The sequence below is a fragment of the Anaerococcus sp. Marseille-Q5996 genome (assembly GCF_946893725.1).
GTDB lineage: Bacteria > Bacillota > Clostridia > Tissierellales > Peptoniphilaceae > Anaerococcus > Anaerococcus martiniensis.
In genome coordinates this window covers 35919-58861 of the sequence record NZ_CAMPPE010000004.1, presented here as the reverse complement: position 1 = coordinate 58861, position 22943 = coordinate 35919, and the positions used below count along the sequence as shown (strand labels likewise).

At 34.1% G+C, this 22943-nt stretch carries 25 protein-coding genes; 5 read left to right on the top strand and 20 right to left on the bottom strand.

The window, feature by feature from the left end; genetic code table 11:
* Position 1: 1 nt before the first annotated feature.
* The 3 genes from feoB to OC526_RS06205 are packed head-to-tail and all read right to left on the bottom strand — an operon-like array spanning position 2 to position 2600.
* Positions 2–2155, bottom strand: a complete 2154-nt coding sequence (gene feoB, locus OC526_RS06215) for a ferrous iron transport protein B (RefSeq protein ID WP_262122820.1) — start codon at positions 2153–2155, stop codon at positions 2–4.
* On the bottom strand, positions 2152–2379 hold the full coding sequence (locus OC526_RS06210) for a ferrous iron transport protein A (protein WP_262122819.1): 228 nt from the start codon (positions 2377–2379) through the stop codon (positions 2152–2154). The genes feoB and OC526_RS06210 overlap by 4 nt, the downstream gene beginning before the upstream one ends.
* A complete protein-coding gene (locus OC526_RS06205) occupies positions 2376–2600 on the bottom strand; it encodes a ferrous iron transport protein A (RefSeq protein WP_262122818.1) in 225 nt (74 codons plus the stop codon). The genes OC526_RS06210 and OC526_RS06205 overlap by 4 nt, the downstream gene beginning before the upstream one ends.
* Positions 2601–2975: 375 nt before the next feature.
* On the opposite strand from OC526_RS06205, the gene OC526_RS06200 reads away from it, so the two are divergent.
* Genes OC526_RS06200 through OC526_RS06190 form a run of 3 tightly spaced genes read left to right on the top strand, consistent with a single transcriptional unit; the run spans position 2976 to position 6172 of the window.
* Positions 2976–3359, top strand: coding sequence for a hypothetical protein (locus OC526_RS06200; protein ID WP_262122817.1), 384 nt, complete (start codon positions 2976–2978; stop codon positions 3357–3359).
* Positions 3349–5157 (top strand): acyltransferase family protein, encoded by a 1809-nt coding sequence (locus OC526_RS06195; RefSeq protein ID WP_262122815.1) that lies wholly within the window; start codon positions 3349–3351, stop codon positions 5155–5157. The genes OC526_RS06200 and OC526_RS06195 overlap by 11 nt, the downstream gene beginning before the upstream one ends.
* Before the next feature lies 1 nt (position 5158).
* A complete protein-coding gene (locus OC526_RS06190; protein WP_262122813.1) occupies positions 5159–6172 on the top strand; it encodes a threonine aldolase family protein in 1014 nt (337 codons plus the stop codon).
* 36 nt (positions 6173–6208) lie between these two features.
* Here the strand turns inward: OC526_RS06190 and OC526_RS06185 are convergent, their stop codons facing one another.
* Genes OC526_RS06185 through OC526_RS06175 form a run of 3 tightly spaced genes read right to left on the bottom strand, consistent with a single transcriptional unit; the run spans position 6209 to position 7424 of the window.
* Positions 6209–6661: a hypothetical protein gene (locus OC526_RS06185; protein ID WP_262122812.1), complete on the bottom strand. Its 453-nt coding sequence runs from the start codon at positions 6659–6661 to the stop codon at positions 6209–6211.
* A gap of 37 nt (positions 6662–6698) precedes the next feature.
* Positions 6699–6908, bottom strand: coding sequence for a hypothetical protein (locus OC526_RS06180; RefSeq protein ID WP_262122811.1), 210 nt, complete (start codon positions 6906–6908; stop codon positions 6699–6701).
* Positions 6909–6965: 57 nt separating this feature from the next.
* Positions 6966–7424, bottom strand: a complete 459-nt coding sequence (locus OC526_RS06175; protein WP_262122810.1) for a GyrI-like domain-containing protein — start codon at positions 7422–7424, stop codon at positions 6966–6968.
* Positions 7425–7586: 162 nt separating this feature from the next.
* Here OC526_RS06175 and OC526_RS06170 point away from each other — a divergent pair, with 162 nt between their 5' ends.
* Positions 7587–8822: a peptidoglycan-binding protein gene (locus tag OC526_RS06170; protein WP_262122809.1), complete on the top strand. Its 1236-nt coding sequence runs from the start codon at positions 7587–7589 to the stop codon at positions 8820–8822.
* 41 nt (positions 8823–8863) lie between these two features.
* On the opposite strand, the gene OC526_RS06165 is transcribed toward OC526_RS06170, so the two are convergent.
* The 6 genes from OC526_RS06165 to OC526_RS06140 form a co-directional block, all read right to left on the bottom strand.
* The gene (locus OC526_RS06165; RefSeq protein ID WP_262122808.1) at positions 8864–9193 is read right to left on the bottom strand and encodes a hypothetical protein; all 330 of its coding nucleotides are present in this window, start codon (positions 9191–9193) and stop codon (positions 8864–8866) included.
* Positions 9194–9260: 67 nt separating this feature from the next.
* On the bottom strand, positions 9261–9692 hold the full coding sequence (locus OC526_RS06160) for an SH3 domain-containing protein (RefSeq protein ID WP_262122806.1): 432 nt from the start codon (positions 9690–9692) through the stop codon (positions 9261–9263).
* Complete coding sequence (locus tag OC526_RS06155) at positions 9685–10350, bottom strand: CpsD/CapB family tyrosine-protein kinase (RefSeq protein ID WP_262122805.1); 666 nt, start codon at positions 10348–10350, stop codon at positions 9685–9687. Before OC526_RS06155 ends, OC526_RS06160 begins: the two co-directional genes overlap by 8 nt.
* Complete coding sequence (locus OC526_RS06150; RefSeq protein ID WP_262122804.1) at positions 10343–11167, bottom strand: chain-length determining protein; 825 nt, start codon at positions 11165–11167, stop codon at positions 10343–10345. Before OC526_RS06150 ends, OC526_RS06155 begins: the two co-directional genes overlap by 8 nt.
* The gene (locus OC526_RS06145; protein ID WP_262122802.1) at positions 11157–11948 is read right to left on the bottom strand and encodes a glycosyltransferase family A protein; all 792 of its coding nucleotides are present in this window, start codon (positions 11946–11948) and stop codon (positions 11157–11159) included. Before OC526_RS06145 ends, OC526_RS06150 begins: the two co-directional genes overlap by 11 nt.
* A 1-nt stretch (position 11949) precedes the next feature.
* On the bottom strand, positions 11950–13098 hold the full coding sequence (locus tag OC526_RS06140) for a glycosyltransferase (protein ID WP_262122800.1): 1149 nt from the start codon (positions 13096–13098) through the stop codon (positions 11950–11952).
* Positions 13099–13195: 97 nt separating this feature from the next.
* Between OC526_RS06140 and OC526_RS06135 the strand changes: the two genes are divergently transcribed.
* Positions 13196–14374 (top strand): sodium/glutamate symporter, encoded by a 1179-nt coding sequence (locus OC526_RS06135; protein ID WP_262122798.1) that lies wholly within the window; start codon positions 13196–13198, stop codon positions 14372–14374.
* A gap of 21 nt (positions 14375–14395) precedes the next feature.
* Here the strand turns inward: OC526_RS06135 and OC526_RS06130 are convergent, their stop codons facing one another.
* From OC526_RS06130 to OC526_RS06095, 8 genes are all read right to left on the bottom strand, one after another.
* Positions 14396–15277, bottom strand: a complete 882-nt coding sequence (locus OC526_RS06130) for an undecaprenyl-diphosphate phosphatase (protein WP_262122796.1) — start codon at positions 15275–15277, stop codon at positions 14396–14398.
* Positions 15270–16082, bottom strand: a complete 813-nt coding sequence (locus tag OC526_RS06125; protein WP_262122794.1) for a tRNA 2-thiocytidine biosynthesis TtcA family protein — start codon at positions 16080–16082, stop codon at positions 15270–15272. Before OC526_RS06125 ends, OC526_RS06130 begins: the two co-directional genes overlap by 8 nt.
* 10 nt (positions 16083–16092) lie before the next feature.
* Positions 16093–16884 carry an MBL fold metallo-hydrolase gene (locus OC526_RS06120; protein WP_262122792.1) on the bottom strand — a complete coding sequence of 264 codons (792 nt, stop codon included), beginning with the start codon at positions 16882–16884 and terminating at the stop codon, positions 16093–16095.
* An 8-nt stretch (positions 16885–16892) separates the two neighbouring features.
* A complete protein-coding gene (locus tag OC526_RS06115) occupies positions 16893–17705 on the bottom strand; it encodes a Cof-type HAD-IIB family hydrolase (protein WP_262122789.1) in 813 nt (270 codons plus the stop codon).
* 100 nt (positions 17706–17805) lie between these two features.
* The gene (locus OC526_RS06110) at positions 17806–18960 is read right to left on the bottom strand and encodes an NADP-dependent malic enzyme (protein ID WP_262122998.1); all 1155 of its coding nucleotides are present in this window, start codon (positions 18958–18960) and stop codon (positions 17806–17808) included.
* A 79-nt stretch (positions 18961–19039) separates the two neighbouring features.
* Complete coding sequence (gene pepI / locus OC526_RS06105) at positions 19040–19921, bottom strand: proline iminopeptidase (RefSeq protein ID WP_262122787.1); 882 nt, start codon at positions 19919–19921, stop codon at positions 19040–19042.
* A complete protein-coding gene (locus OC526_RS06100; RefSeq protein WP_262122785.1) occupies positions 19914–20999 on the bottom strand; it encodes a M24 family metallopeptidase in 1086 nt (361 codons plus the stop codon). Before OC526_RS06100 ends, pepI begins: the two co-directional genes overlap by 8 nt.
* A gap of 11 nt (positions 21000–21010) precedes the next feature.
* Positions 21011–22438 carry a peptide MFS transporter gene (locus OC526_RS06095; RefSeq protein WP_262122784.1) on the bottom strand — a complete coding sequence of 476 codons (1428 nt, stop codon included), beginning with the start codon at positions 22436–22438 and terminating at the stop codon, positions 21011–21013.
* Between the last annotated feature and the right edge of the window lie 505 nt (positions 22439–22943).

The window sequence follows — 22943 nt, the reverse complement described above, 5'->3', positions numbered from 1 at the left end:
TTTATCGAGCAACACTTGCTTTATAAGTATTGTTATCTGCAATAGCCTTATGAGGTCTAAACAATAAGTATAGTAAAGCAACTAGTACTATAAATGCTATTATTGTTGATAGAGTAAATGTTCCATAAGCTATCAACCTTGCAAGTTGATAGAAAATAAAACTAATTGCATATGCAAATCCCATTTGGTAACCTACTGTTAACAAAGTCCATTTATTATCACCCATTTCTGTTTTTATAGCTCCAACCGCTGCAAAACAAGGCATGCAAAGCATATTAAATAGCAAGAATGAGTAACCAGCTATTGGTGTACCTATAGCTGCATTAAAGGCTGCTAGTAGTTCTGGACTATCTTCTGTAATATCAGCGCCTAGACCCAAAACTATACCCATGGTATTTACTACATTTTCTTTGGCAACAAAGCCAGAAATTGTTGCGACCATTGATTGCCATGTGCCAAATCCCAATGGCTTAAATATAAAGCCTATAGCTGAGCCAATAACTCCCATAATCGAATTTGCCCCATCTTCTTCAACTAGATTTAATCTAAAGTCAAAGTTTGTCAAAAACCAAATTACTATGGATGAAAGTAAGATTATTGTGCCAGCACGTCTTGCATAAGCTTTTGACTTATTCCATACATCTTGCAAAACAGATTTTAGCCTTGGTGCATGGTATGGAGGCAACTCCATAATAAAAGGAGCAGGATCAGAAGCAAATTTCTTAAATTTCTTTAATATAACACCTGACATTACAATAGCCGCTATTCCTATAAAATAAAAACTAAAGGTAATAAGAGCCCTATTGCTTGGGAAAAATGCCCCTGCTATTAGGGCTATTACAGGAAGTTTTGCAGAGCACGGCATAAATGATGTAGTCATTATTGTAATCCTTCTATCTCTGTCATTTTCTATAGTTCTAGAAGCTTGGATACCAGGAACTGCACAACCTGTCGAAATCATAGCTGGAATAAATGATTTTCCTGATAGGCCAAAACGTCTAAATAATCTATCCATGATAAAGGCAACTCTCGACATATATCCTATATCTTCAAGGATAGAAAGAAGAGCAAACATAACCATCATTTGTGGTAAGAATCCAAGTACTGCTCCTACACCAGCTAAGATACCATCTGTTACAAGTCCAACAAGTACTTCATTTATACTTGCACTTTCTAAAGCTGCTTGAGCCCCTGGAATCAATGTATCATCAAAAAATCCATTTACAGCTTCCGTTGCCATAGTTCCAGGTGAATGTTCGTAAACTGCAAGGGAATAAACCAAGAACATGACAAGGGCAAATATTGGTATACCCAAAATCCTTGATGTAACAATATTGTCTATCTTATCAGTTGTAGAAAGCTTTGGAGCTGCTTTCTTTAGTATTCTACTACCAAGCACTTCCAATCTTTCATATCTTTCACCAGTTATAATAGATTCAGCGTCATCGTCATAAAATTCTTCGCAAGCAGATCTAATATCGTCTATTTTCTTAAGATCATCATTACTAATTCCTATTTTCTCTACCATTTGCTCGTCATTTTCAAAGGCTTTAATGGTATAAAATCTTCTTAAATCTTCATCAACATATGAGTCTATAATATTTCTAATATCTGCTAATTTATTCTCCAAATCATAAGAAAATTCTAAAGCTTTTGGATAAATTTGTTTGCTATTAGCTTTTTCAATTTCATTAATTAACTTATCAATTCCCTTTTCTTTGTTTGCCACAATTTCTACTACTGGACATCCCAATAGTTCAGATAAAGCACCCTTATCAATCTTATCCCCTCTTTGCTTTACAATATCCACCATATTTAAGGCAAGTATTGTTGGGATACCAAGTTCTATAAATTGGCTTGTTAAGTATAAATTCCTGATAAGATTTGACCCGTCAACTAGGTTAACAATTAAATCTGGCCTTTCATCGACCAAATATTCACGAGCTACTTTTTCCTCTAATGTATATGGAGATAGAGAATAAATTCCTGGCAAGTCTTGGATAACTATATCTTTGTGACTTTTTAGATTCCCTTCTTTTTTGTCAACTGTAACACCAGGCCAGTTTCCAACTCTTTGATTTGATCCAGTAAGAGCGTTAAACAAAGTAGTCTTACCAGAATTTGGATTGCCCGCAAGGGCTACTTTATAGCTCATACTTCCTCCACTATTATATTTTCGGCATCATGTTTTCTAATTGTAAGTTCATATCCCCTTAGACTTATTTGTACGGGATCTCCTAATGGAGCAACTTTTCTTACAAAAAGATCAGTATTTTTAGTAATGCCCATATCCATTATTCTTCTTTTTGTAGGACCATCTCCCTTTATTTTAGCAACTTTAAGATTTTCTCCTACCTTGGCATCTCTTAAAGATTTCATCCAACAACCTCCTCAACAATTATTCTTTTAGCAATATCCTTTGCTAGAGCAATTTTGTTTCCCTCTATTAAGAAAATATAATTAACACCATCAAATCTTTGTAGGGTCATTTCCTTGCCCTTTACTATTCCTAAATTTGATAAATGCTTTCTAATTTGATCATTGCCCTTAATCATGGTTACTCTCACTGAGTCACATTCACTAAACAATGTAACAGGCATAATTACTCCTTTTCTATATAAAACAATAATATTTATAATTTGTTTAAATATAATTAAAATTTATAAGTCTTTTTAATTGCATTTACAGTATACCATATAAAGTAATGATAATCAATATCATATTATGATATTTTGTAATATTTGCTATACAATAAAATGTTGATTTTTCAACATCTAATGAAATACTATATAGTAAGGTAAAAAAATGGCTTATAATTTTCAAAATATTTTTTATAATCCCAATAAATTATAAAAATAGTTTATATTTATTCTAATTACACAATTAGATTAAACTTGACTAGATAATCATAATATTTGTATCTACAATTTTTTTGTTTTTGTTATAATATAAATAGAATATATTGAGAGGGTAATATGGATAATAGAAAATTTATTTCCTATATGGGCATAGGCCTTTTAGGGTTGATGGTCATATCCTTAGCCTATTTTATCGGCAAGGGCAAGGATAAAGATGTTAGTGATTACAAGATTGACAATAGGACCTACTACACAGGTTCTATTGTGGATAATAAATTAGAGGGTAAAGGCACTTTAAAAAGTATAGATGGCTTATACAAAGGGGAGTTTAAAAATTCTAGGTTTGATGGTCCAGGGACTTTCATAGCTGATGATTACTCCTATATGGCTAACTTTGACCATAAATCAGGTAATAATAATATAAAAATAAAACTTAAAGACGGCAGTATTTATGAGAAAACAAGTGATGGATTTGTTGAGGTAGAAAAAGATGAAGATTAAGGGTTTAGATTTTTTAAGAGTATATGCCATTTTTCTAGTCTTAGGCTACCACTACTTCCCCACTGTCCTACCAGGTGGATTTTTGGGAGTAAGTATTTTATTTGTTATGTCTGGTTTTTTAATCAGCTATCACTTAATAGATGAATTATTTGAAACAAGAAAGATAGATTATAGAAAATTTTATACCAAGAGATTTTTAAGGATATTTCCAGCTCTCCTGCTAATGCTATTTCTATCTTCTTTGTTTTTACCAAGCTTAGATAATGATTATAGTGTAGGATTTTTTGACCAATTTTTGGCAGCCATTAGCTTTAACTACAATTACTTCGAAATTCTACGTGGCGGATCCTATGAAGGTCAATTTATAACTGGTATTTTCATGCACACCTGGACCCTGGCTTTGGAAATACATTTTTATTTGATCTGGCCATGGATTATGGGCTTTATTTACAAAAAATCACTAGAAAAGCGAGCAGTAAAACGTAGGTTTACAGATTTATTTTTGATGACTACTTTTTATCTGGCAATAATCGGCTTTGTTTTGATGCTAGCGCTTACTATTATAAAAAGTGTGGATACTGGTTTTGTTTACTTTTTTGACCTTAGCCGTATGGGGTCCTTTATGGTGGGTAGCTTTTTGGCTGCCTTTGTAAAAAGATTTTCCTTTAAAAAAATCCCCTACAACAAGGCAACTTTAATAGGACTAGGCCTTATATTGTTAATGGCTATGACCATGTCATATGCTAGCAAGGTCACATATTTTGTAGGCTTTGCCCTAACTGATTTGATAAGTGGATTTTTAATTTTGGTGGCCTACTCAAATAAAAATATAATGGAAGATAAGATTACATCTAGGCTTTCAGATTATTCCTATGGTTTTTACCTATTTCATTGGCCGGTTTGGATAATTGTCAGCGATTCTGATAAGACTGGCAAGGGACTTTTGCTTGCCATACTTATAACAATTGCGCTCGTTTTATTTAACTATCATGTATTTGAGCCAATTTTTAGGGGAAAAAACATAATTTCCTTAAAAGAAAGAAATCCAAAATATCATATTAACTATGAAAAAAATCGATTGATTTTCCAGTCTGTTTTTCTATTTATGATTATAACAAGCTTTTCCCTATCCTTTGCAATATCAGAAAATGCAGGCAATATGATGAGTCTTGAAAAGCAAATTTTAAGGGAGTCGGTAAATCAAGATATTGAAAAGATTAATCTTGATAAAAAAGAACTCGACCAAACTATAGATAAAAATAATAGCGAATTTGTAAAATCTGCCAAAAAAGAAAAAACCCTTACCCTAATCGGTGACAGCGTAATGCTAGGACCTCGAGAGTACTTGGCAAATAATATAGAAAATTTATATATAAACGCTGAGGGCAGCAGGCCTCTGGAAGATGGTGCGAGTATAATATCACAGATGGATCAAACAAATAACCTTGGTGATATTGTAATTATTGCTCTAGGTACAAATGCAAAAGAAATCCCTACTCCAAGCCTAGAAGAAATTGTAAAAGTCCTACCAGATGGCAAAAGGCTAATACTTATAACTTGCTATGACAATAGGTTTGACCAACCCCACCGTGTAAGTGTGGCCATGAATGAAGTTTCTAAAAAATATGATTTTGTAACAGTCATGGACTGGGAGGATTATGCCATTAAGCATCCTGAATTTTATAATGGTACAGACGGTGTTCACTTCTACGGGCAAACACAAGCCTATGAAGCTTACCTAAAATTACTAAATGAAGCAATTGAAAAATCACTATTAAGTCCAGTGAAAGGAGAATAATATGTATTATTTCTTAAATGATTACAATGATATAGGAAGAGTTGAAGTCCTTGATGCCCTACTAAAGGCAAAAGATGAGTACAATCCCGGCTATGGTTTTGATGACCATAGTGAAAATGCAAGAAATTTAATAAAAAAAGCCCTTAAAAATGATAATGTAGACATACATTTTGTGCCAGGCGGAACTCCTGCAAATGTTTTGGGAGTTAGCTGTGGTATGCAACAAGAAAACTCTGTACTAGCAGTAAAAACTGGTCATATTGAAGACCATGAGGCAGGATCAATTGAGGCAACTGGTATTAAGATTGAAACCATTGAAAGCCCAACAGGTAAACTAAGCCGCAAGCTCTTAGAAGAAAAATTGAAAGAATTTAATTCTGAACTTGTAACTGTACCAAAAAAAGTTTATATTTCAAACACTACTGAGCTTGGTGAAGTCTACACTAAAAAAGAACTTACAGAAATTTATGATTTTTGTAAGGAAAATGATTTGTATTTGTTTATAGATGGGGCAAGGCTTGCTGCAGCCCTTGCCAGTGATAAATGCGATTATGATTTGTCCGACATTTGCAATTTGTGTGATATTTTCTACCTAGGTGGGACAAAAAACGGACTTTTGCTAAGTGAAGCCATGGTTATAGTAAATGATGAACTTAAGAAAAACTTTATCAACCTACAAAAACAAAAAGGCTATCTTTTAGCAAAATCTTTTGTAGTTGGCATCATGTATGAAACTGTATTTTCCAAAGAAGATGGCTATGTAAGTGGTGCAAGAATTGCCTTTGAAAAAGCAAAAGCTTTGGCAAAGGGAATATCTGATAAGGGCTATGAACTTGCCTATGACTTTGAATCCAACCAAGTTTTTGTAATACTTTCAGATGATCAAGTTAATAAATTTAAAGAATTTTCTGTCTTTGATGTAGTTGGCAATGTCGATGGTAAAAATATTGCCCGTTTTGTGACAACCTATAGAACAAGTGATGAAGATATAGATGGATTTTTATCTAATATATAAAAATAAACCCAAGGAATTAAATCCTTGGGTTTTGTTTTAATAATTGTCGTAAAAACTATTTTTTACTTCTTTTGCTTCAATAGATTTTTTGCCTTGATTTAATTTATCTTCTGCATCATCGGCAAGGTCTTCTACTTTTTCTTTTGCATCTTTAGCCAATTCTTCGCCTTTTTTTGAAACATCTGATGCTAATTCTTTTGTTTTGCTTCTAGCATCATTTGCTGCATCTGCAATCTTGTCTCTGTTTTTTGCTATTAGGTAAGCTCCTGTACCAATTACAGCTGCTGCAAGAATTGCATTTCTTCTTTGTTCTTTTTCAATCTCTTCTCTTTCCCAAAAGTCTAGATTAAAATCTGGAAGATGGTCTGTTGGATCAAATGTTTTTACCTTATAAGCTGTACTTGCAAGACCAATCATATCGCCAACATCTAATAGACCAAGTTTGTTGTTGATTTTTAATAATGTAGTAAGTGTTTTTAGTTTTCCCATAATAATCTCCTTTGTGTTTAGATTATATATACCCACTTTAATAATTTTCTTGACATTCTTCACACTCTTCATAATCATCTTCTGGAATGTAGGTAAATGAAGAGTTAATCCTGTTTAATTTTGGAAGTTCACGAGTTTCAAAAAGCTTATCTCCATAAAATATTTCTTGGTCAGAATATTTGTCTGGAAACATGGTGCAGGAACTAAGGCTTAGGCCAATTAGTCCAACTAGTAAAATTTTTTTCATATTATCCTCAGTTCGTATTTAATATATTTTGTGCATTATAGATTAAAAATTACTTTTTTAGGCATTAGGATTTTCCCTTAGGAGGATAAATAGTTTTACATTGCCAATACTATCAGCGCTCTCATCATACTGGTAAAACTCTATATCCGCTCCAAGACCATGGAAATACTTTTTGTTTGGAAAATATTCTTCATATGTATAAGAGTAGGCATCTTTTAGACCATCAAGACCTTCTACTGCAACTTCTAGATAGTAAGATCCTGGGATTTCATATACCAAAAAATTATTTTTCTCAATAGTCTCTCTATCAGATACCTCAAAGCCAATAAAGTAATTGTAATTTTGGTCAAGGGCATTATATTCCATAAGGCCAAAGGCTGCTCCATGTTCTTTTAATATCTGCCTATATTCATTTAAAAATGAGTCTCTTATTTGATGAGCATCTTCCCTCTTATCTATCTTAAAAGCCTTGCCTGCTATTTTAAATCCTAATTTTTTATCAACATTTACCTGCATAATCTCTCCTCAAAACTTTTCTTGTCACTAAGATTATACCCAAGTGTAAGTATTTATGGACTTTGTTAGATGATTTGCCAAATTTTGTCATTTATATTATAATAATTCCAAGTTAGTTATTCTTATAACAATTACTTTTATAAAATTAACGGAGGAGAACGTATGAACAAAAAATTTAACATTGCAACACTTATGCTTGCAACATCATTAGCATTTACAGGATGTGCTAATAATACACAAGAGGCTGACAATTCCAATGAAACAGCAGTTGAAGAAAAGGCTGAAGAAAGCGTAGATCAAACAAATCAGGCAGACCAAGCAGCTGAAACAGAAGAGAAAGCCGAAGAAAGCAAAGAAGGTGAAGAAAAAGAAACTGAAGAATCTGAAGAATCTGTGGAAAATAAAGAAGAAACTGCAGACGAAAAGGCTGATGATAAAGAAAAAGAAGATACAGAAACTTCTGAAACTCCAGCTGTTGAAGGCAACCTTGTTTTACACAGAGCTTACCCAGATGAAGCATCAAGATCATTTACAACTGTTGTTGTAGCTACAAGTGGAGATAAAATCGTAGATGCATTTATCGATGAATACCAATACTTTGGCGAAGATGATGGTTATGAAGGTGTACCAAACTCTGATAAAGGATTTGGAGAAGGCGCAAAAGAAGGCAGAATCTTAGCGTCAAAAATTGTTAACAAAGACCCATACTCAGAAGCTATGAAAAACGCTGGTGGAGAAGTTACCCTTATGGATAACTACAATGCTGTTACTGACTTTGTAAAGGGAAAAACAATTGCAGAACTTGAAGAAGTACTAAACGAAGATGATGAAAAAATCATGGATGCTATTTCTGGTGCTACTTTCTCGTCAACACCAAATCTTCTAAGATACATCGTTGAAGCTGCAAAAGACAATACATTTGCAATCGGCGGAGAAGCTGAAAATCCAGAAAATATCGAACTAAGATATGTTTTAGGAGCTCCACACGGTGAAAAATCATTTGCCAATGCAGTTGTAGCTGTAGAAGGCGATAAAATTGTTGCTGCAAGCATCGACGAATACCAATACATTGAAGAAGGCATCACATCTCAAGGTGAAGGAAGCGATTTTGCAAACGACTATGCCGATAGCAAAATAGTTTTAGCAAGTAAGCTTGAAAATAATGATTTTTATTCTGACCTAATGGCAGAGAAAGCTGGATCAACAGTAACAATAAAAGAAAACTTTGAAGCAATCGAAAATTTCGTAGCTGGCAAAACAGTAGAAGAAATTAAAGAAACAATTGCAGGAGCTAAAGAAGGCGAAAAAGTTGAAGCAGTATCTGGAGCCACACTAGTAGATACAGCAGGTTACCTACAATTAATCGTAGATGCTTTTGAAAATGCAATCAACAAATAAAAGAAAAATGCTAGTACATAAAGTGCTAGCATTTTTTTTATTTATTCAATTAGAGTATATCTTAAAAGTAAGATTAGCATTACAACCATTAGGATGATACCAATGATAGTAAAGGCATCTATTCTTTTTTTTAGGGCAAGGATTACAAGTGATAGGGATAGCAAAAACATAAATAGATAAACCTGCAAAAATAAATATCCTATGGAATAATAGATAAAGTAAGCAAAAACCCCAAAGCCTAAAACTAAAAAGACTAGGGCAAAATTGAGGCTAACTTTTTTTCTATCTAGGATATAATCCAGCAGGCTTATAAATCCAATATTCAAAAGCACTGGCCATATTAAATTTTCTAAAAGTGATATTTGTTCCATACTTGCTCCCTATTTTTACCATTATAAGATAAAAAAACCCTGAGGAAATTGAATCCCCACGGGTTTATTATTTTGCTTTTAATAAATCAGTTCTGATATAGCCTGTTTGTCCGTCAATAGAAATTCTTGACCAATTGTCAGATTCTCCTAATTTTAGGATGTCATCTCCAGGATTTACAGTTGTCATTACATTTGAGTTTTCGCTTGGTGCAACCCTTACATTTACAACATTTTCTACAGTGTAGTTGATACCATCATCTGTAACTTCTTCTTGATTTTCCTCTATTTCTTGATTTTCTTCTGTCCCTTGGTCTTGGCCTTCTGCTTGGTCTGGGTTTTGATTTTCAGCAGTTTGCTCGCCATTATTTTCTTCTAAGGACTCATCTGTTACAGTTTGTGCTTCTCCCTCTGGATGTCTTACAGAAGTGTAATTATCATCAGTACATCCTGTTAGGGCAAGGGTTAGGGCAAGGCCTGTTATTAATTTTATCTTATTCATTATCTCCTCCAAATAGCTCATCAATTTCATCATCTGCGTACAAATAATCTGTGATTATAATTCCAAGGATATTTGCATTTGCTTTTTCTAGTTGTTTTAAGCTATCACGGGTTACTGGATTGTTGGATTTTTCGTATGTTGAAAATACAACAGCAGCATCAGCATTTGCTGCAAACATATTTGCTTCTGGAATATCGATATTTGGTGAAAGATCCATAAATACATAATCATATCTGTCACGAACATCTGTAAAAAATGCTTTTATATCTGCTGGTTCTAAAAATTTATCAGCATAGTCTCCCACTTGACCACTATAAATATATGATAAATCATCATATGAATCATCATGGATTACAGTATCATCTATGGAATAATCTCCAAGTATTATGTCTATAAATCCACGCTCTTTGTTTTTGCCTGTTACTTTTGGCAAGTGAGATTCTCTAAGATTTGCATCGATAATTAAAACCCTATCCCCATCTTCTGCTAGGTGTTTGGCAATATTATAAATGTGGCAAGTTTTGTTTGTATCATGACTTGATGCAGTAAAGGCTACACTTACAAGGCTTGTGTTAAGTTTTTCTGTAAGCCTATCTTCAAGATTATAAAAAGATTGGAGAAGGATTTCTCTTTTTTCGTTAGTTTTTTTTCTAAACATCTAATTCTCCTTTATCATAAGAAGGAATTCTACCTAAAACTTCGTATTTGCTAGATGAAGTTTCTGATAAGTCTGCGGCTTGTTTTACTTCACTCGCATCAATTACCTTTGTAGATCCGCTTTCAAAACTTGTTGTATCAACCTTGCTTGTTTTTCTTGTAGCTTCTTTTTTGCTTGATTTTACAGTTCTTTTAGCTGGTTTTTCTTCAACTTCTCTTACTTCTCTTACTTCACCAGTTTCTTGGGTGTTTTTTGCATAGTTTTTAGCAAGTTTGCTATTGTATGAATTTATCATTATCATTCTTAAAACTGTCCAAAGAATAAATCCAATTCCACCTGCCATTAGAGCATATCTTAGAGTATTATCAATAGTTGTAGCTGATCCATAAGAATATTCCATGACCTTTGCACCAGAATTGTAAATATTATTGATAACTCTAACTGTATAATCAGCATATTGGTCAGCTAAGTCTTCTGCGCGAAGTTTGTTTGTATCTGTAACGACAATATCAATTATAGATGTATTTTCTATTGGTTTGATCTCTAGCTTTGAATCAAGTTTGCCAACATTCCAATCAATGCCAAGTGTTTCTAGTGTTCTTTGTTTGATCTTTGGGCTGTTGATTGTTGCAGCATAGGTTGCAGCTGTGCCACTTGCTTCATTTAAGTTTTCAATATTTGTAGTAACCACCTTTGATTGGGCTTGGTATTCTTTGTATCCCCCAAAATTTAGGCCAAAGTAAGTAATCATGCCTATAATTATCCCAGCAATGATTGCAGATGGTATTGCTGAAAATAATGATTTTCTATTTTCCATTTTCTCCTCCAAAATCTTTTGCGCCCGCAAGCATTAGTTTGCGAGCAGTTTTTAAATCAATGACCTCAGTCATTTCTCTATGGCGTCTTAAAAATTGTTCTATATATAATCTGTAGGTCCTTGGAAAAAGTGCCTTTGAAAGTTTTCCCTTATCATAGAAATATTTCTCATCATATCCTGTAAACCAAGTTGACCCGTCATTATAGACTTTTGCAATAAGTTTATTGCTGGTACGGACTTTTTTGCCAGCCCTTATAAAGTCGCTGATAAATATACTATCCTCTCCAGATCCATTTGGCGTTCCAGCTCCAAAATATGTCGAGATCCAGATATTTTCGCGTTTTTGCACTTCTTTTTTAAAGGCAAAATGGACTGACCCATACCTTAGAGAATTATATATAGAAAGATTTTTCTCATCTTTTACTTTAATAATTTCTTTGCCATCTTGATATATTATAGTTTTAAATACGAAAAAATCCACATCTGGATGGCTTTCAAACTCTGATAAAATTTTGTCTTTGTAACCATTTTCAAATACTTCATCATCATCACAAAAAACTACGATGTCAGCATTTGAGTTTAGCAAGGCAAGATTACGACTTAGACCAAGACCTCTGGTATTAGTTGAAATCATCCTGATTTTAATGTCACCATCAATTTTTTCTTCATAAGCATTGTGATCAGTTTGATTAATAATTAAAGCGTCAGTTTCTAAATTAAATCTCTTATAACAATCGATGGATTTTTCATTCATTGTTGAAATTAGTACTTCAATATTCATATTAAATCCTAGTTGACTCAGCCTTTTCCCAAGTAGGTTTGCTTTTGCCTGTAGCCTCGTTATATGCACCCTTTAGTTGAGCTAGCATCATCATAGAATAGTATCTTGGGAAATAAAATATTTTCGCCTTTGAATCAGTAAGTTTTCCTATGGCTGCAAGGGTAAAAAATGCCACTTGGCCTAGGAAAAATATCCTATAAAAAATCCCATGATTTAGTAAGGCAAGGTTACTTATAAAAAGCAAAATATGGTTAAAGGCTTGTAAAAACCTTAAAGTCTTGTGGTTAAAGTGAAAGAAGCTAAACCAGCCGTATTCAAAAATATTTAAGCGGCGAAGATTTGTAAACAGATTTGTTAGAATCCTTCTTTGCATTCTCACTTTTCTTTTAAATTCATCCTTGGTTGTTGCTCCAGCTTTTTCAACTGCTATGGCCGCTGGATTATAAAGGGCTCTTTTGTGGTTTAATCCTGCAGCAAGCGGCATTTCATAATCGTGGCTTGATACTAAATCATAGTTCCTATAATCTTTTTTTCTAACTGCATATATAGCCCCATTGCCTGCTGCAATTGTAGAAATTTCTGACTCGATTTTTCTCATCAAAAGCTCCACATCCCAGTAAGAGTTTTCTGCCACAACTGATGCAATATCATCATCTTTGGCATAAATCAAAGATCCACACACATACTCAATATCATCATCTGTGAAAAAACTTACAAGTTCATCAATTGCATCTGTTTTAAACATGGAGTTTGCATCTGAAAATACGATTATTTCGCCATTTGCAACTTCTACTGCCTCATCTTGGGCATTTGTTTTTCCCAAATGATTTCTAACTGTATTTAGCCTTATATTTTTATCTGGATGATTTGTTATAAATTCTTTTACAATTGGCACAGTCATGTCATTTGAGGCATCATTTGCAACTATTACCTCATAGTTTGGATACTTTGTTTGTATTATATTTTCTAGTTTTTTCTCTATTACTTTTTCTTCATTGTAAGCAGAGATTATCACTGACACAAAGGGCTTTTTGGATAAGTCCTTGTTATTTTTCCTCTTTAAAATCTTTTCTAAAATCAAAAGAGTCAATGGATAACCAATCATTGCATAAAAAATTGCAAATCCTGCTATAAAAAATATTATCTTCATATTATTCCTCTATTCTCTGACAATTATATAAAAAATCTATGATTATAGCAATATTTCTTATATAATATGGGGGTAAGATATTTTAAATGAGGTAATTATGGAAATACAATTAGATATTTTAGAATCCTTGGGAGTTGCAATATTTGCCTTTATCCTAGGATCTTTTATAAAAAATAGGGTGAATTTTTTTCAAAAATTTTTCATCCCAGCTCCTGTAATAGGTGGCCTAATCATAAGTCTAATCAATTTGATTTTAAATCAAATAGGCTTTGGATTTTTTAAATTTGATGAAGTCATACAAGATTTCTTTATGAATATATTTTTCACTTGCATTGGCCTTGCTTGTAGCTTTAAAGTCCTTAAAAAAAGTGGCTGGCTTGGTATAAAGCTTGCTTTTGCCATTATTTTGCTACTTCCACTACAAAATCTTTTGGCAGTTGCCCTTACTTATATTTTTGGCATCAATCCCCTACTTGGAGTTGCCATGGGCTCTACTTCTATGACTGGAGGCATTGGCTCAGCAGTAAGTTTTGGAAAAATTATGGAAGGCTATGGCGCTATAAATTCTACATCTATAGGTGTGGCAGCTGCAACATTTGGTATTCTAGTCGGCTCTCTTGTAGGGGGACCTGTGGCAAGTAGGTTAATCTCCCGCAACAATTTAAAATCTACTGGAAGTAAAAATTTAAATGATAATAGCAAAAAAATTAGACCTATCAGTCAAAAAACTTTGATGGATGCAATTATAGTTATTGGCCTAGCTTCGTTTTTGGGGACCTTCATCAATAGAATTTTAGCCCTAACTTCCCTAAATTTTCCTTATTATGTAGGCTGCCAATTTGGAGGGCTAATCACCCGCAACATTTATGACCTAGTTAAAAAAGACTCCCACATAGATAATATAGAAATTTTGGGCAATATTTCCCTAAATTTATTCCTATCCCTAGCTCTGATAAACTTAAACATCAGTGCAATCTTAGGACTTGCCCTACCTATGCTTGTAATCATGCTTGTCCAAGCAATATTTATAGGCATCTATACTTCACTTGTCACATTTAATTTAACTGGACGAGATTATGATGCTGCAGTTATGGTAGCAGGTCATTGCGGAGTAGGACTTGGCCAAACTCCAAATGCCATTGCAAATATGGAGGCCATCATAGAAAAAGAAGGCCCGGCAGATGTGGCAATGTTTGTACTTCCAATAGTCCTAGCAATTGCCGTAAACTTATTTAATCCAATTGTGATTACATTTTTTATAAATTTCTTAAAATAAAAATGAGTCTAGCGTCTAGACTCATTTTATAATGCCAAAATATAAAAATACTATGGCTGATAGGATTATCCTATATATTCCAAATGGAATAAAATCGTGTTTGCTGATGTATTCCATAAACTTTTTAATAACTACATAGGCTACAATAAAGCTTAAAACCATACCAGCTAAAATTAATAGCCATTGGCCCCCTGTAAAGCCATGGACATTTTTAACTACTTTTAGTAGGGTTGCTCCAAGCATGGTTGGAATTGCTAAAAAGAATGAAAATTCTGCAGCTGCCTCACGGCTTAGTCCTAAAATCATAGCTCCCATAATAGTTGCAGCTGACCTAGATGTTCCAGGAATCATTGCAAGGGCTTGGAAAAATCCTATTGCAAGTACTGTTTTATAAGAGACATTTGTAATATTATCATTTAGGAAACTATTTCTTTTTTTATTTCTTTTTTCTACAAAAATAATAATTAAACCCCAAACAAGTAGCATGGTTGCTACAACCATAGGGTTAAATAAGTGTTCATCGATAAAATCATCAAAAAGAAGTCCTAAAACTCCAGCTGGCAGTACTCCAACAATTACCCTTTTCCAAAGTTCTATTGTTCTTTGATCTGGGTGGGTTAATCTGTAATAAAATCTGGATTGTCCATTTAATTTGCTATAGTTTTTTGGGAAATAATTGCCAGTTTTTTCATAGTCCCAAGGATTGAGCCTCTTAAAATATAAAACTACAACTGCCATTATAGCACCCAATTGGATGATGACATTAAAGGCATTTGAAAACTCAGCTGGCTCTAATTTTACAAATTCATTTACCAAAATAAGGTGGCCAGTAGATGATACTGGCAAAAATTCTGTGATACCCTCAACAATGGAGAGGATTAATACTTTTAAAAACTCAATCATTAAATTCCTCCAAGAAGGAATGTTTTTGTCCATGAAGTTGGTAGCCTACGACCATATCGCAATTTACATTTTCTCCAGACCTTAAAATAGACATTTCTACTTCAGGATTATTTTCCTTCATCTGTGCTATCATTTGTTTTATCATTTTTCTAGTGTAAGCTTCTTGGGATTTTGTAACTGTGCATGCACAATTTAGGGCAAGAAGTTCTACATAATCACGCCATTTTATAATATCTTCTTCTTTTACATAGTAAAATGGGCGAATAAGTTCCATATTTTCAAAATTTTGTGCCTTAAGCTTTGGTTTCATTGTGTTAAATTTGCCTGCATAAAGAACATTTAGCATAATTGTTTCAATGACATCGTTCATATGATGGCCTAGGGCAATTTTATTGCAACCTAGCTCTTGGGCCTTGGCGTATAAGCTTCCCCTACGCATCCTAGCGCACATATAGCAAGGATATTCGCCTTTTGATACTTCTTCGGCTATTTGAAATATTTCGGTTTCAAAGATTTGCCCGTCAATTCCTAAGTACTCTAAGTTTTTTTCTAATTGTTCACGGTTTCTTGGGTCATAGCCAGGGTCCATTGAGATGTAAACCACATCAAAATCTACCTTGCTGTGTTTGTGTAATTCTTCAATCACTTTTGCAAGTAAAAGTGAATCCTTACCTCCTGAGATTGCAACAGCAACCTTGTCCCCATCATTAATCAGTTCAAATTCTTTGATTGCTTTGATAAAGGGGGACCAAATTTGTTTTCTATATTTTTTTATAATTGATCTTTCAATATCTACTAGTTCCATAATTAACTTTCTATAATTCTACTATGCCAGATGGTATGTACCTATCTGCTACTTCTAAATGTATATCTTTTCTTGTGTCTAAGCCAAGGCTTGTCAGATAATTGTCAACTGTAAGCCTTGATAATTCTGGTGTATTATTTGTTTCTGATAAGTGGCCTAGAAAAACTTTTTCTTCCTTACCCTCCAGGGCATCGGCCAAGACTTCTGCTGATTGGTCATTTGATAAATGCCCCATATTGCTCATTACTCTAAGTTTTAAGGGATATGGATATGGTCCGCGTTTTAAGGCCTCAAGATCATGGTTGGCCTCCATATAATAAATATCAGAGCCTTTTATCTCATAGGCCATATTTTCATCAACTATGCCTGTATCTGTCAAAAGGGATATTTTTTTATTGCCCAAATATAGGATAAAACCCACTGGCTCCTTGGCATCGTGGTGGACTTTTATAGGCAAAATATCCATAGATCCAAAGGATAAAAATTTCCCACTATCAAAAACTCTTATATTTTCTTCTTTTAGCTTTCCAACACAATTTTCTATGCCCTTCCATGTACCAGCATTTGCAAAAATAGGGATATTATAGCGGCGGGACAAGGTGCCAGCCCCCTTTGTGTGGTCAGAATGCTCATGAGTTAGGAAAATACCGTCCAATTCATTTGCAGTTTTTCCTATTTCATTGAGCAGTGTTTCTATTCTACGTGCTGAAAATCCTGCATCCACCAAGATTTTACTGCCCTTATATTCGATAAATAAGCAGTTTCCTGACGATCCTGATGAAAGGATTGCAAATTTATCCATTAAAACTCCTAATCAAATAATTTTTCCAAAAATTCTGCTAGACCTGCATCATCATTTGAGCTTGTTATATAGTCTGCAGCTTTTTTTGTTTCTTCATCAGCATTGGCCATAGCAATACCAAGACCGGCAATTTTTATAGCCTCAACATCATTGGCCCCATCACCAAAATATGCTACATTTGCTAGATCTATATCTAAAAACTCACAAAGTTTTTTAAGGCTATTGGCCTTGCCTGACGATTTTTTAAGGATTTCTAGGGCATAAGTTTCATTTCTCATAGTCATATAGTCTTCTTCTAGCTTTTCCTTATTTTCCTCATAAAACTTATCAAGCTCATCCTCATCTCCCATAAAGTTGATGCGGGCTACTTTTTCTTCTATATCATCAAAGTCCTTAAATTTAAGTCTTGGAAGTTTCATTATTTCTTGGTCTTTTTTAAAGCCATCATTTACAATTTCTTCGTTGTTGTAAAGAACATCCTTGGTAAATATTCCAACTTGCAAGTCATAGTCCCCCTTATAGGACATTATTTTTTCGTAATCTGACTTATCCATAGGATTTTCTACTATGGTTTTGCCACTAGCATTAATTCTTACAAAGGCACCTGTATTACAAATTGAGTAATCATCAAAGCCTTCTAATCCTAGCTCTTGGCGTATCCACCAAAAACCGTTAAAGCATCTTCCAGTTGCAATTACAACTTCAATGCCACTATCATGGATTTTCTTTATAGCATCTATATTTTTTTCTACTATCTGCCTATCAGATCCCAAAAGTGTCCCATCTAGGTCAATAGCAACTAATTTTATATCTTTATTCATAATTCCTCATTTGATTTTACATACAAAAAAGACTGATATAATAATCAGTCCCTTAACTATCTTTTCTATTTAATTTTACTATTTTTAAGGTTTTTTTCAATTAGTTTAAGGTCTTAACAGCATCACTTACAGCATCTGCAATGCCCTCTTCAAAGGCTGATGGGATGATGTATTCCTCGTTTAGCTCATCATCTTTTACAAAGGCTGCTAAGGCTTTTGCTGCGGCCATTTTCATTTGATCTGTGATTTGTGGTGCACGAGCTTCTAAGGCTCCTTTAAATATACCTGGAAAAGCTAAGACATTATTAATTTGATTTGGAAAATCAGAACGACCAGTTGCTACAACCCTTGCCCCAGCTTCTTTTGCAAGATTATAGTCAATTTCTGGTATAGGATTTGCCATTGCAAAAACAATAGCATCATCATTCATATTTTTGATATCTTCTTCATCTAATATATCCGGCGCAGAAACCCCAACAAAAACATCTGCCCCTTTTATAACATCACTTATAGAACCCTCTACATCATCTGGATTAAAGATTTCTGCTATTTGAGCTTTAACCGGGTTACCAGAATTTAGCATCATCTTATTAATGGCCCCTCGTGAATCACAAACTATTATATTTTTCACTCCCAAATCATGGATAAGTTTTGCACAAGAAAATCCAGCTGCTCCTGCCCCACTCATTACAAGTTTAATATCTTCTGGTTTTTTGCCTACAAGTTTTAAGGCATTTATCAATGCTGCAACTGTAACAATTGCTGTTCCATGTTGGTCGTCGTGAAATACTGGTATATCAAGGATTTCTTTTAATTTTTCCTCTATATAAACACATCTTGGAGATGAAATATCTTCTAGGTTTATGCCACCAAAGCCTGGGGCAATATTTTTTACTGTTTCTATGATTTCATCAGGATCTTGGGTATCAAGGACTATTGGCACAGCATTTACCCCGCCAAATTCCTTAAACAATACTGCTTTTCCTTCCATAACAGGCATGGCAGCCTTTGGACCTATGTTTCCAAGACCTAAAACTGCAGAACCATCAGAAATAACTGCAATTGTGTTTGCCTTTGAAGTGTATTCGTAGGCCTTGCTATCATCTTTGGCAATTTCCCTACATGGCTCAGCAACTCCCGGTGTGTAGGCAAAGGTTAATTCTTCAGCATTTGTCACCTTTGCTTTTACATCAGTGCCAACTTTCCCCTGCCATTCTCTGTGTTTTTCTAGAGCTTTTTCGTAAACATCCATAATTTTCTCCTTAAATTTTAAGCATCCTTTTTTACGATTATAACATAAAAAGCAGGCAATATTAGAAATTGCCCGCTTAATATTATTTATTGTCCGCTATCTCCAGCCATTTCTCTAAAACTTTTACATATTTATCATGCTCATCTACAAATGGCATATGTCTGGAATTGGCAAAAAGTTCCCATTTTGAGTTTTTAATATTATCATGCATGGTTTTTGCAATGACAGGAGATGATAAATCTTCAGCTCCACTTGTAATTAAAGTTGGGATTTCAATTTCATTTAATCTATCAGTCACTTCAAAACCTGCAAGAGTTCCTGTTGGAGAAAATTCATTTTCTCCCCAGCCAACTACATAGGATTTTGTTCCAGCTTTCTTTTCTCTTGTTAAACATTCTGGGTCATTTTCATCATATGGGCCGGCACAGTATCTTTCCATGAAAAAATCCAAGGCCTTTTGATATTCTTTTGAATCATAGTCTCCCGTTTTTTCTGCATCTAGAAGTGGGATTTTATACTCATCATCCATATAGGATATTCTTCTAAGCTGCTCACTTCTCCAAAGTTTTGCTGAAGAAAGAGTGGATGATAAAATAATTGATTTTACACCCTCTGGCTTGGTTAAAGCGTAAAGAATTAAAAGCATGCCACCCCAAGATTGGCCTAGGATGTGGACTTCATTTAATTTTAGATATTCTCTTAGGGAAATTAATTCCTCCATCCAAACATCTGCATTAAATAAATCTTCATCACCATCTACAAATGAATTGCCACAGCCAATTTGATCATACATTACTATTGGCCTGTCATTTTTATAGGCAAAATCATCAAAAACTTCAAAGTAATTGTGGGTTGATCCAGGTCCTCCGTGGATTAAAATCAGCGGAGTTTTTTTGCCTTCTGGATTTACAATTCTATAATAAGTTTTGTAATCCTTAAATGGCATATATCCTTCATTAATCATCTGTATCTACCACAATTAAATCTTTTGTATAATGATTTATTACTTCATTGCCATCTTCTGTAATGATTACCAAATCTTCTATTCTTACACCAATTCCTTCATCCATTAGATAAATGCCTGGCTCTACTGAGAAAATTTGCCCTGGCTTTATGATTGCATCATTTACACTAGAAACATCGCCATATTCGTGGTCTTCTAGACCTATTGAGTGGCCTGTTCTGTGGGTAAAGTATTTGCCATAACCTTTTTCTTCTATATAGTCACGACATGCTTTGTCTACATCACTCATTTTATTGCCAGGTTTTGCAGCTGCAATTCCTCGTAGATTTGCTTCTTTTACTATTTCATAAACTTCACGTGCCTTATCAGATACTTCTCCAATAAAAACTGTTCTTGTCATATCTGAAGCATAGCCCTTATAAAAGCCACCAATGTCTAAAACTACACTGTCTCCAAATTTTCCCTTAGAATTATCTGTTTCATGGTGAGGGTCAGCCCCGCCTTTGCCGTAGGCTGTGATTGGCTCAAAGGAAACTTCTTCTATGCCATGGCTTTTATAAATTTCTTTTACCTTATCTGATAGTTCATTTTCTGTAAATCCTTTTGTAACCCAAGGAATAAGCTCATCCATAACCTCATCATTGATTCTAGAAGATTCTCTCATAAGGTCGATTTCTTCACTATCTTTTATCATTCTCACTTCATCGATTAATAGTGATGAGTTTACATATTTTTTGTCTGGGAATTTTTCTTGAAGTCTTAATAAAAATCCAGATGGCCATGTTTTATCAATACCTATTTTTTCGTAATCTTTAATTTCTTTTGATAAATACTCGATAGGATCTTCGATATCGTTATACCAAATTAAATCTACCCCAAGATCGCCTTCTTGTGGAAAAAGCTCGTTTATAACAAGTTTTTTATCTCCATCAATACTTAAATATAGGGCAAGCATTCTTTCGCCCGGATTGATTTTTTTGCCGATTAAATAATAAATTGCAACAGGATCAGTAACGATAATTTGCTTTAAATCCTCTTCTTGCATCTTGTCTAAAACTCTTTTAAATCTATCAGTCATTTTATAACTCCTTAGTTATTTTCATCATCTGATTCAAAGGTCATTTTTTCTGCAGTTTTAACATCTTCCTTAAGCTCTTTGCCATGTAGTTTTTTATACTCTGCCCTATCGGCAGCATCTGGTTCAACAAGTTTTTGTAATTTACCACTAAAAATCCATAAGATTACTGCGGATATTATTGCAATAGCTGCTATAGTAAACATTACCTTATCAAATGGGAATTGTTGGGTAAAGTCATAAATTGCACCATAAGATTTTCCTGAGAAAAATACTGCTACTACCCAAACACTCATCATGGTTGTAATAAGTTGTGGTGGTGAGTATTTAGCTATAAATGAGTTACCAAGTGGTGAAAATACCATTTCCCCAAGGGTCAATAGGATACCAAATACTATTATCCATATAAGTGATGCTTGACCTTGCCCACGAACTACTTCTGCTGTCCCAAAAACAATGTAGGATAGTCCTAGTAAAAATATACCAAGGGCTGTTTTTTGGAACATATTAAAGTCTCCCTTTGGAGATTTTGCCTTTTTAGTCCAATATGCACCCAAAATCGGACCAAGAATGATACACATAATAGCATTTAGTGAGTCAAACCAAGCAGTAGGTACTTCAAAATTACCTATTGTCCAATCAGCTGCTGCAGTTTCCCCTGCCCAGTGGAATAATACTGGTAGGGATGCTAAGTACCAGAATATCCAGAAAATGATTGAGAAAAATGAAACTAGGATAATAGCAAAAATTCTATTTTTCTCAAGTTTTGTTAAAGGTACTTTTTCCTCATTTTTAACTTCATTTGGATCAGCATTTTCATTAATTTTAAATGGTTTTTTACCAACATTTCCAAAGTTCTTGTAATTTGCTATATACCAAATAGCATCTATAAATACAAGAATGGCACAAACTAAAAAGCTAAATCTGTAGCCATATTTAGCCGCTAAGATACCAATTATGGTAGTTCCTATAAAAGTTCCTATATTTACAAATGAATATTGGGTAGAGTAGGCCTCATCGAGCTTACTTTTATCAGTAAACAACCTCCCAATTATGGCGTTGTTTTGTGATTTAAAAAGTCCAGTACCTATAGATACTAAAATAACCATAATATTTATAGCTGTAGCACTAGTTGCCTGCCACGCTACTAAAAATCCTGCTCCCATTAAGGCTAAACCAATAGGAATTAGGTATCTAGCTCCTATTAGATAATCTGATATGTAAGCACCAAATAGTGGCAATAAATAAGTAAATGCAACAAGGTTTGCACTCATTCTTGCAGCTTCACCAGTCGTAAGACCTAGCCCACCATCCATGATAGATGCAGCAACAAATACTGTCATCAACCATTTTGCTGAGTAAAAGGCAAAACGTTCTAGTGAAAAAGCAATACACGCCGCATAAAACCCAAAGGGTTTCTTGCTAGAAAGTTCTCTTTCCATAAACTCCTCCTATAAAATATTTTATTTATCTATGCAAACTAAAAAACGTTTGCTAAAATAGATATACATGGTAATGTGCCAAAGTAATATAGTAAATTAATTTATTATATCTTTAGTCACTATTATGTACCATGGTTATTATAGCATATTTCTAACAAACATAAAATACTGCTGGTTTATAGCATAATTGATTTATATATAAAACAAAACACCCTGGTTAGGGTGTTTCGTTTTAAAAGTTTATATTTTAACTATTAATTTATTTACTTACCTAAAGTTATCTAGGCAATTTAAAAAAACTCGCCAGTATTATGGAAAACTAAGATTTTGGAGTTTAACCACTCAAACGCCGCTTGGCTTTTGGTCCTCGGCGCTTCGCTTCTGCGGTTGTTTCGCGCTTATGGCGCGAGGCCTCTAGGGAAGCCGGCCAGGCTTTCCTAGTCGCTTCGCTCCTGCGACCACTCCGTGGAGGGTCCTCTACTAGCCGGACGGGCTTTTTCCGTCG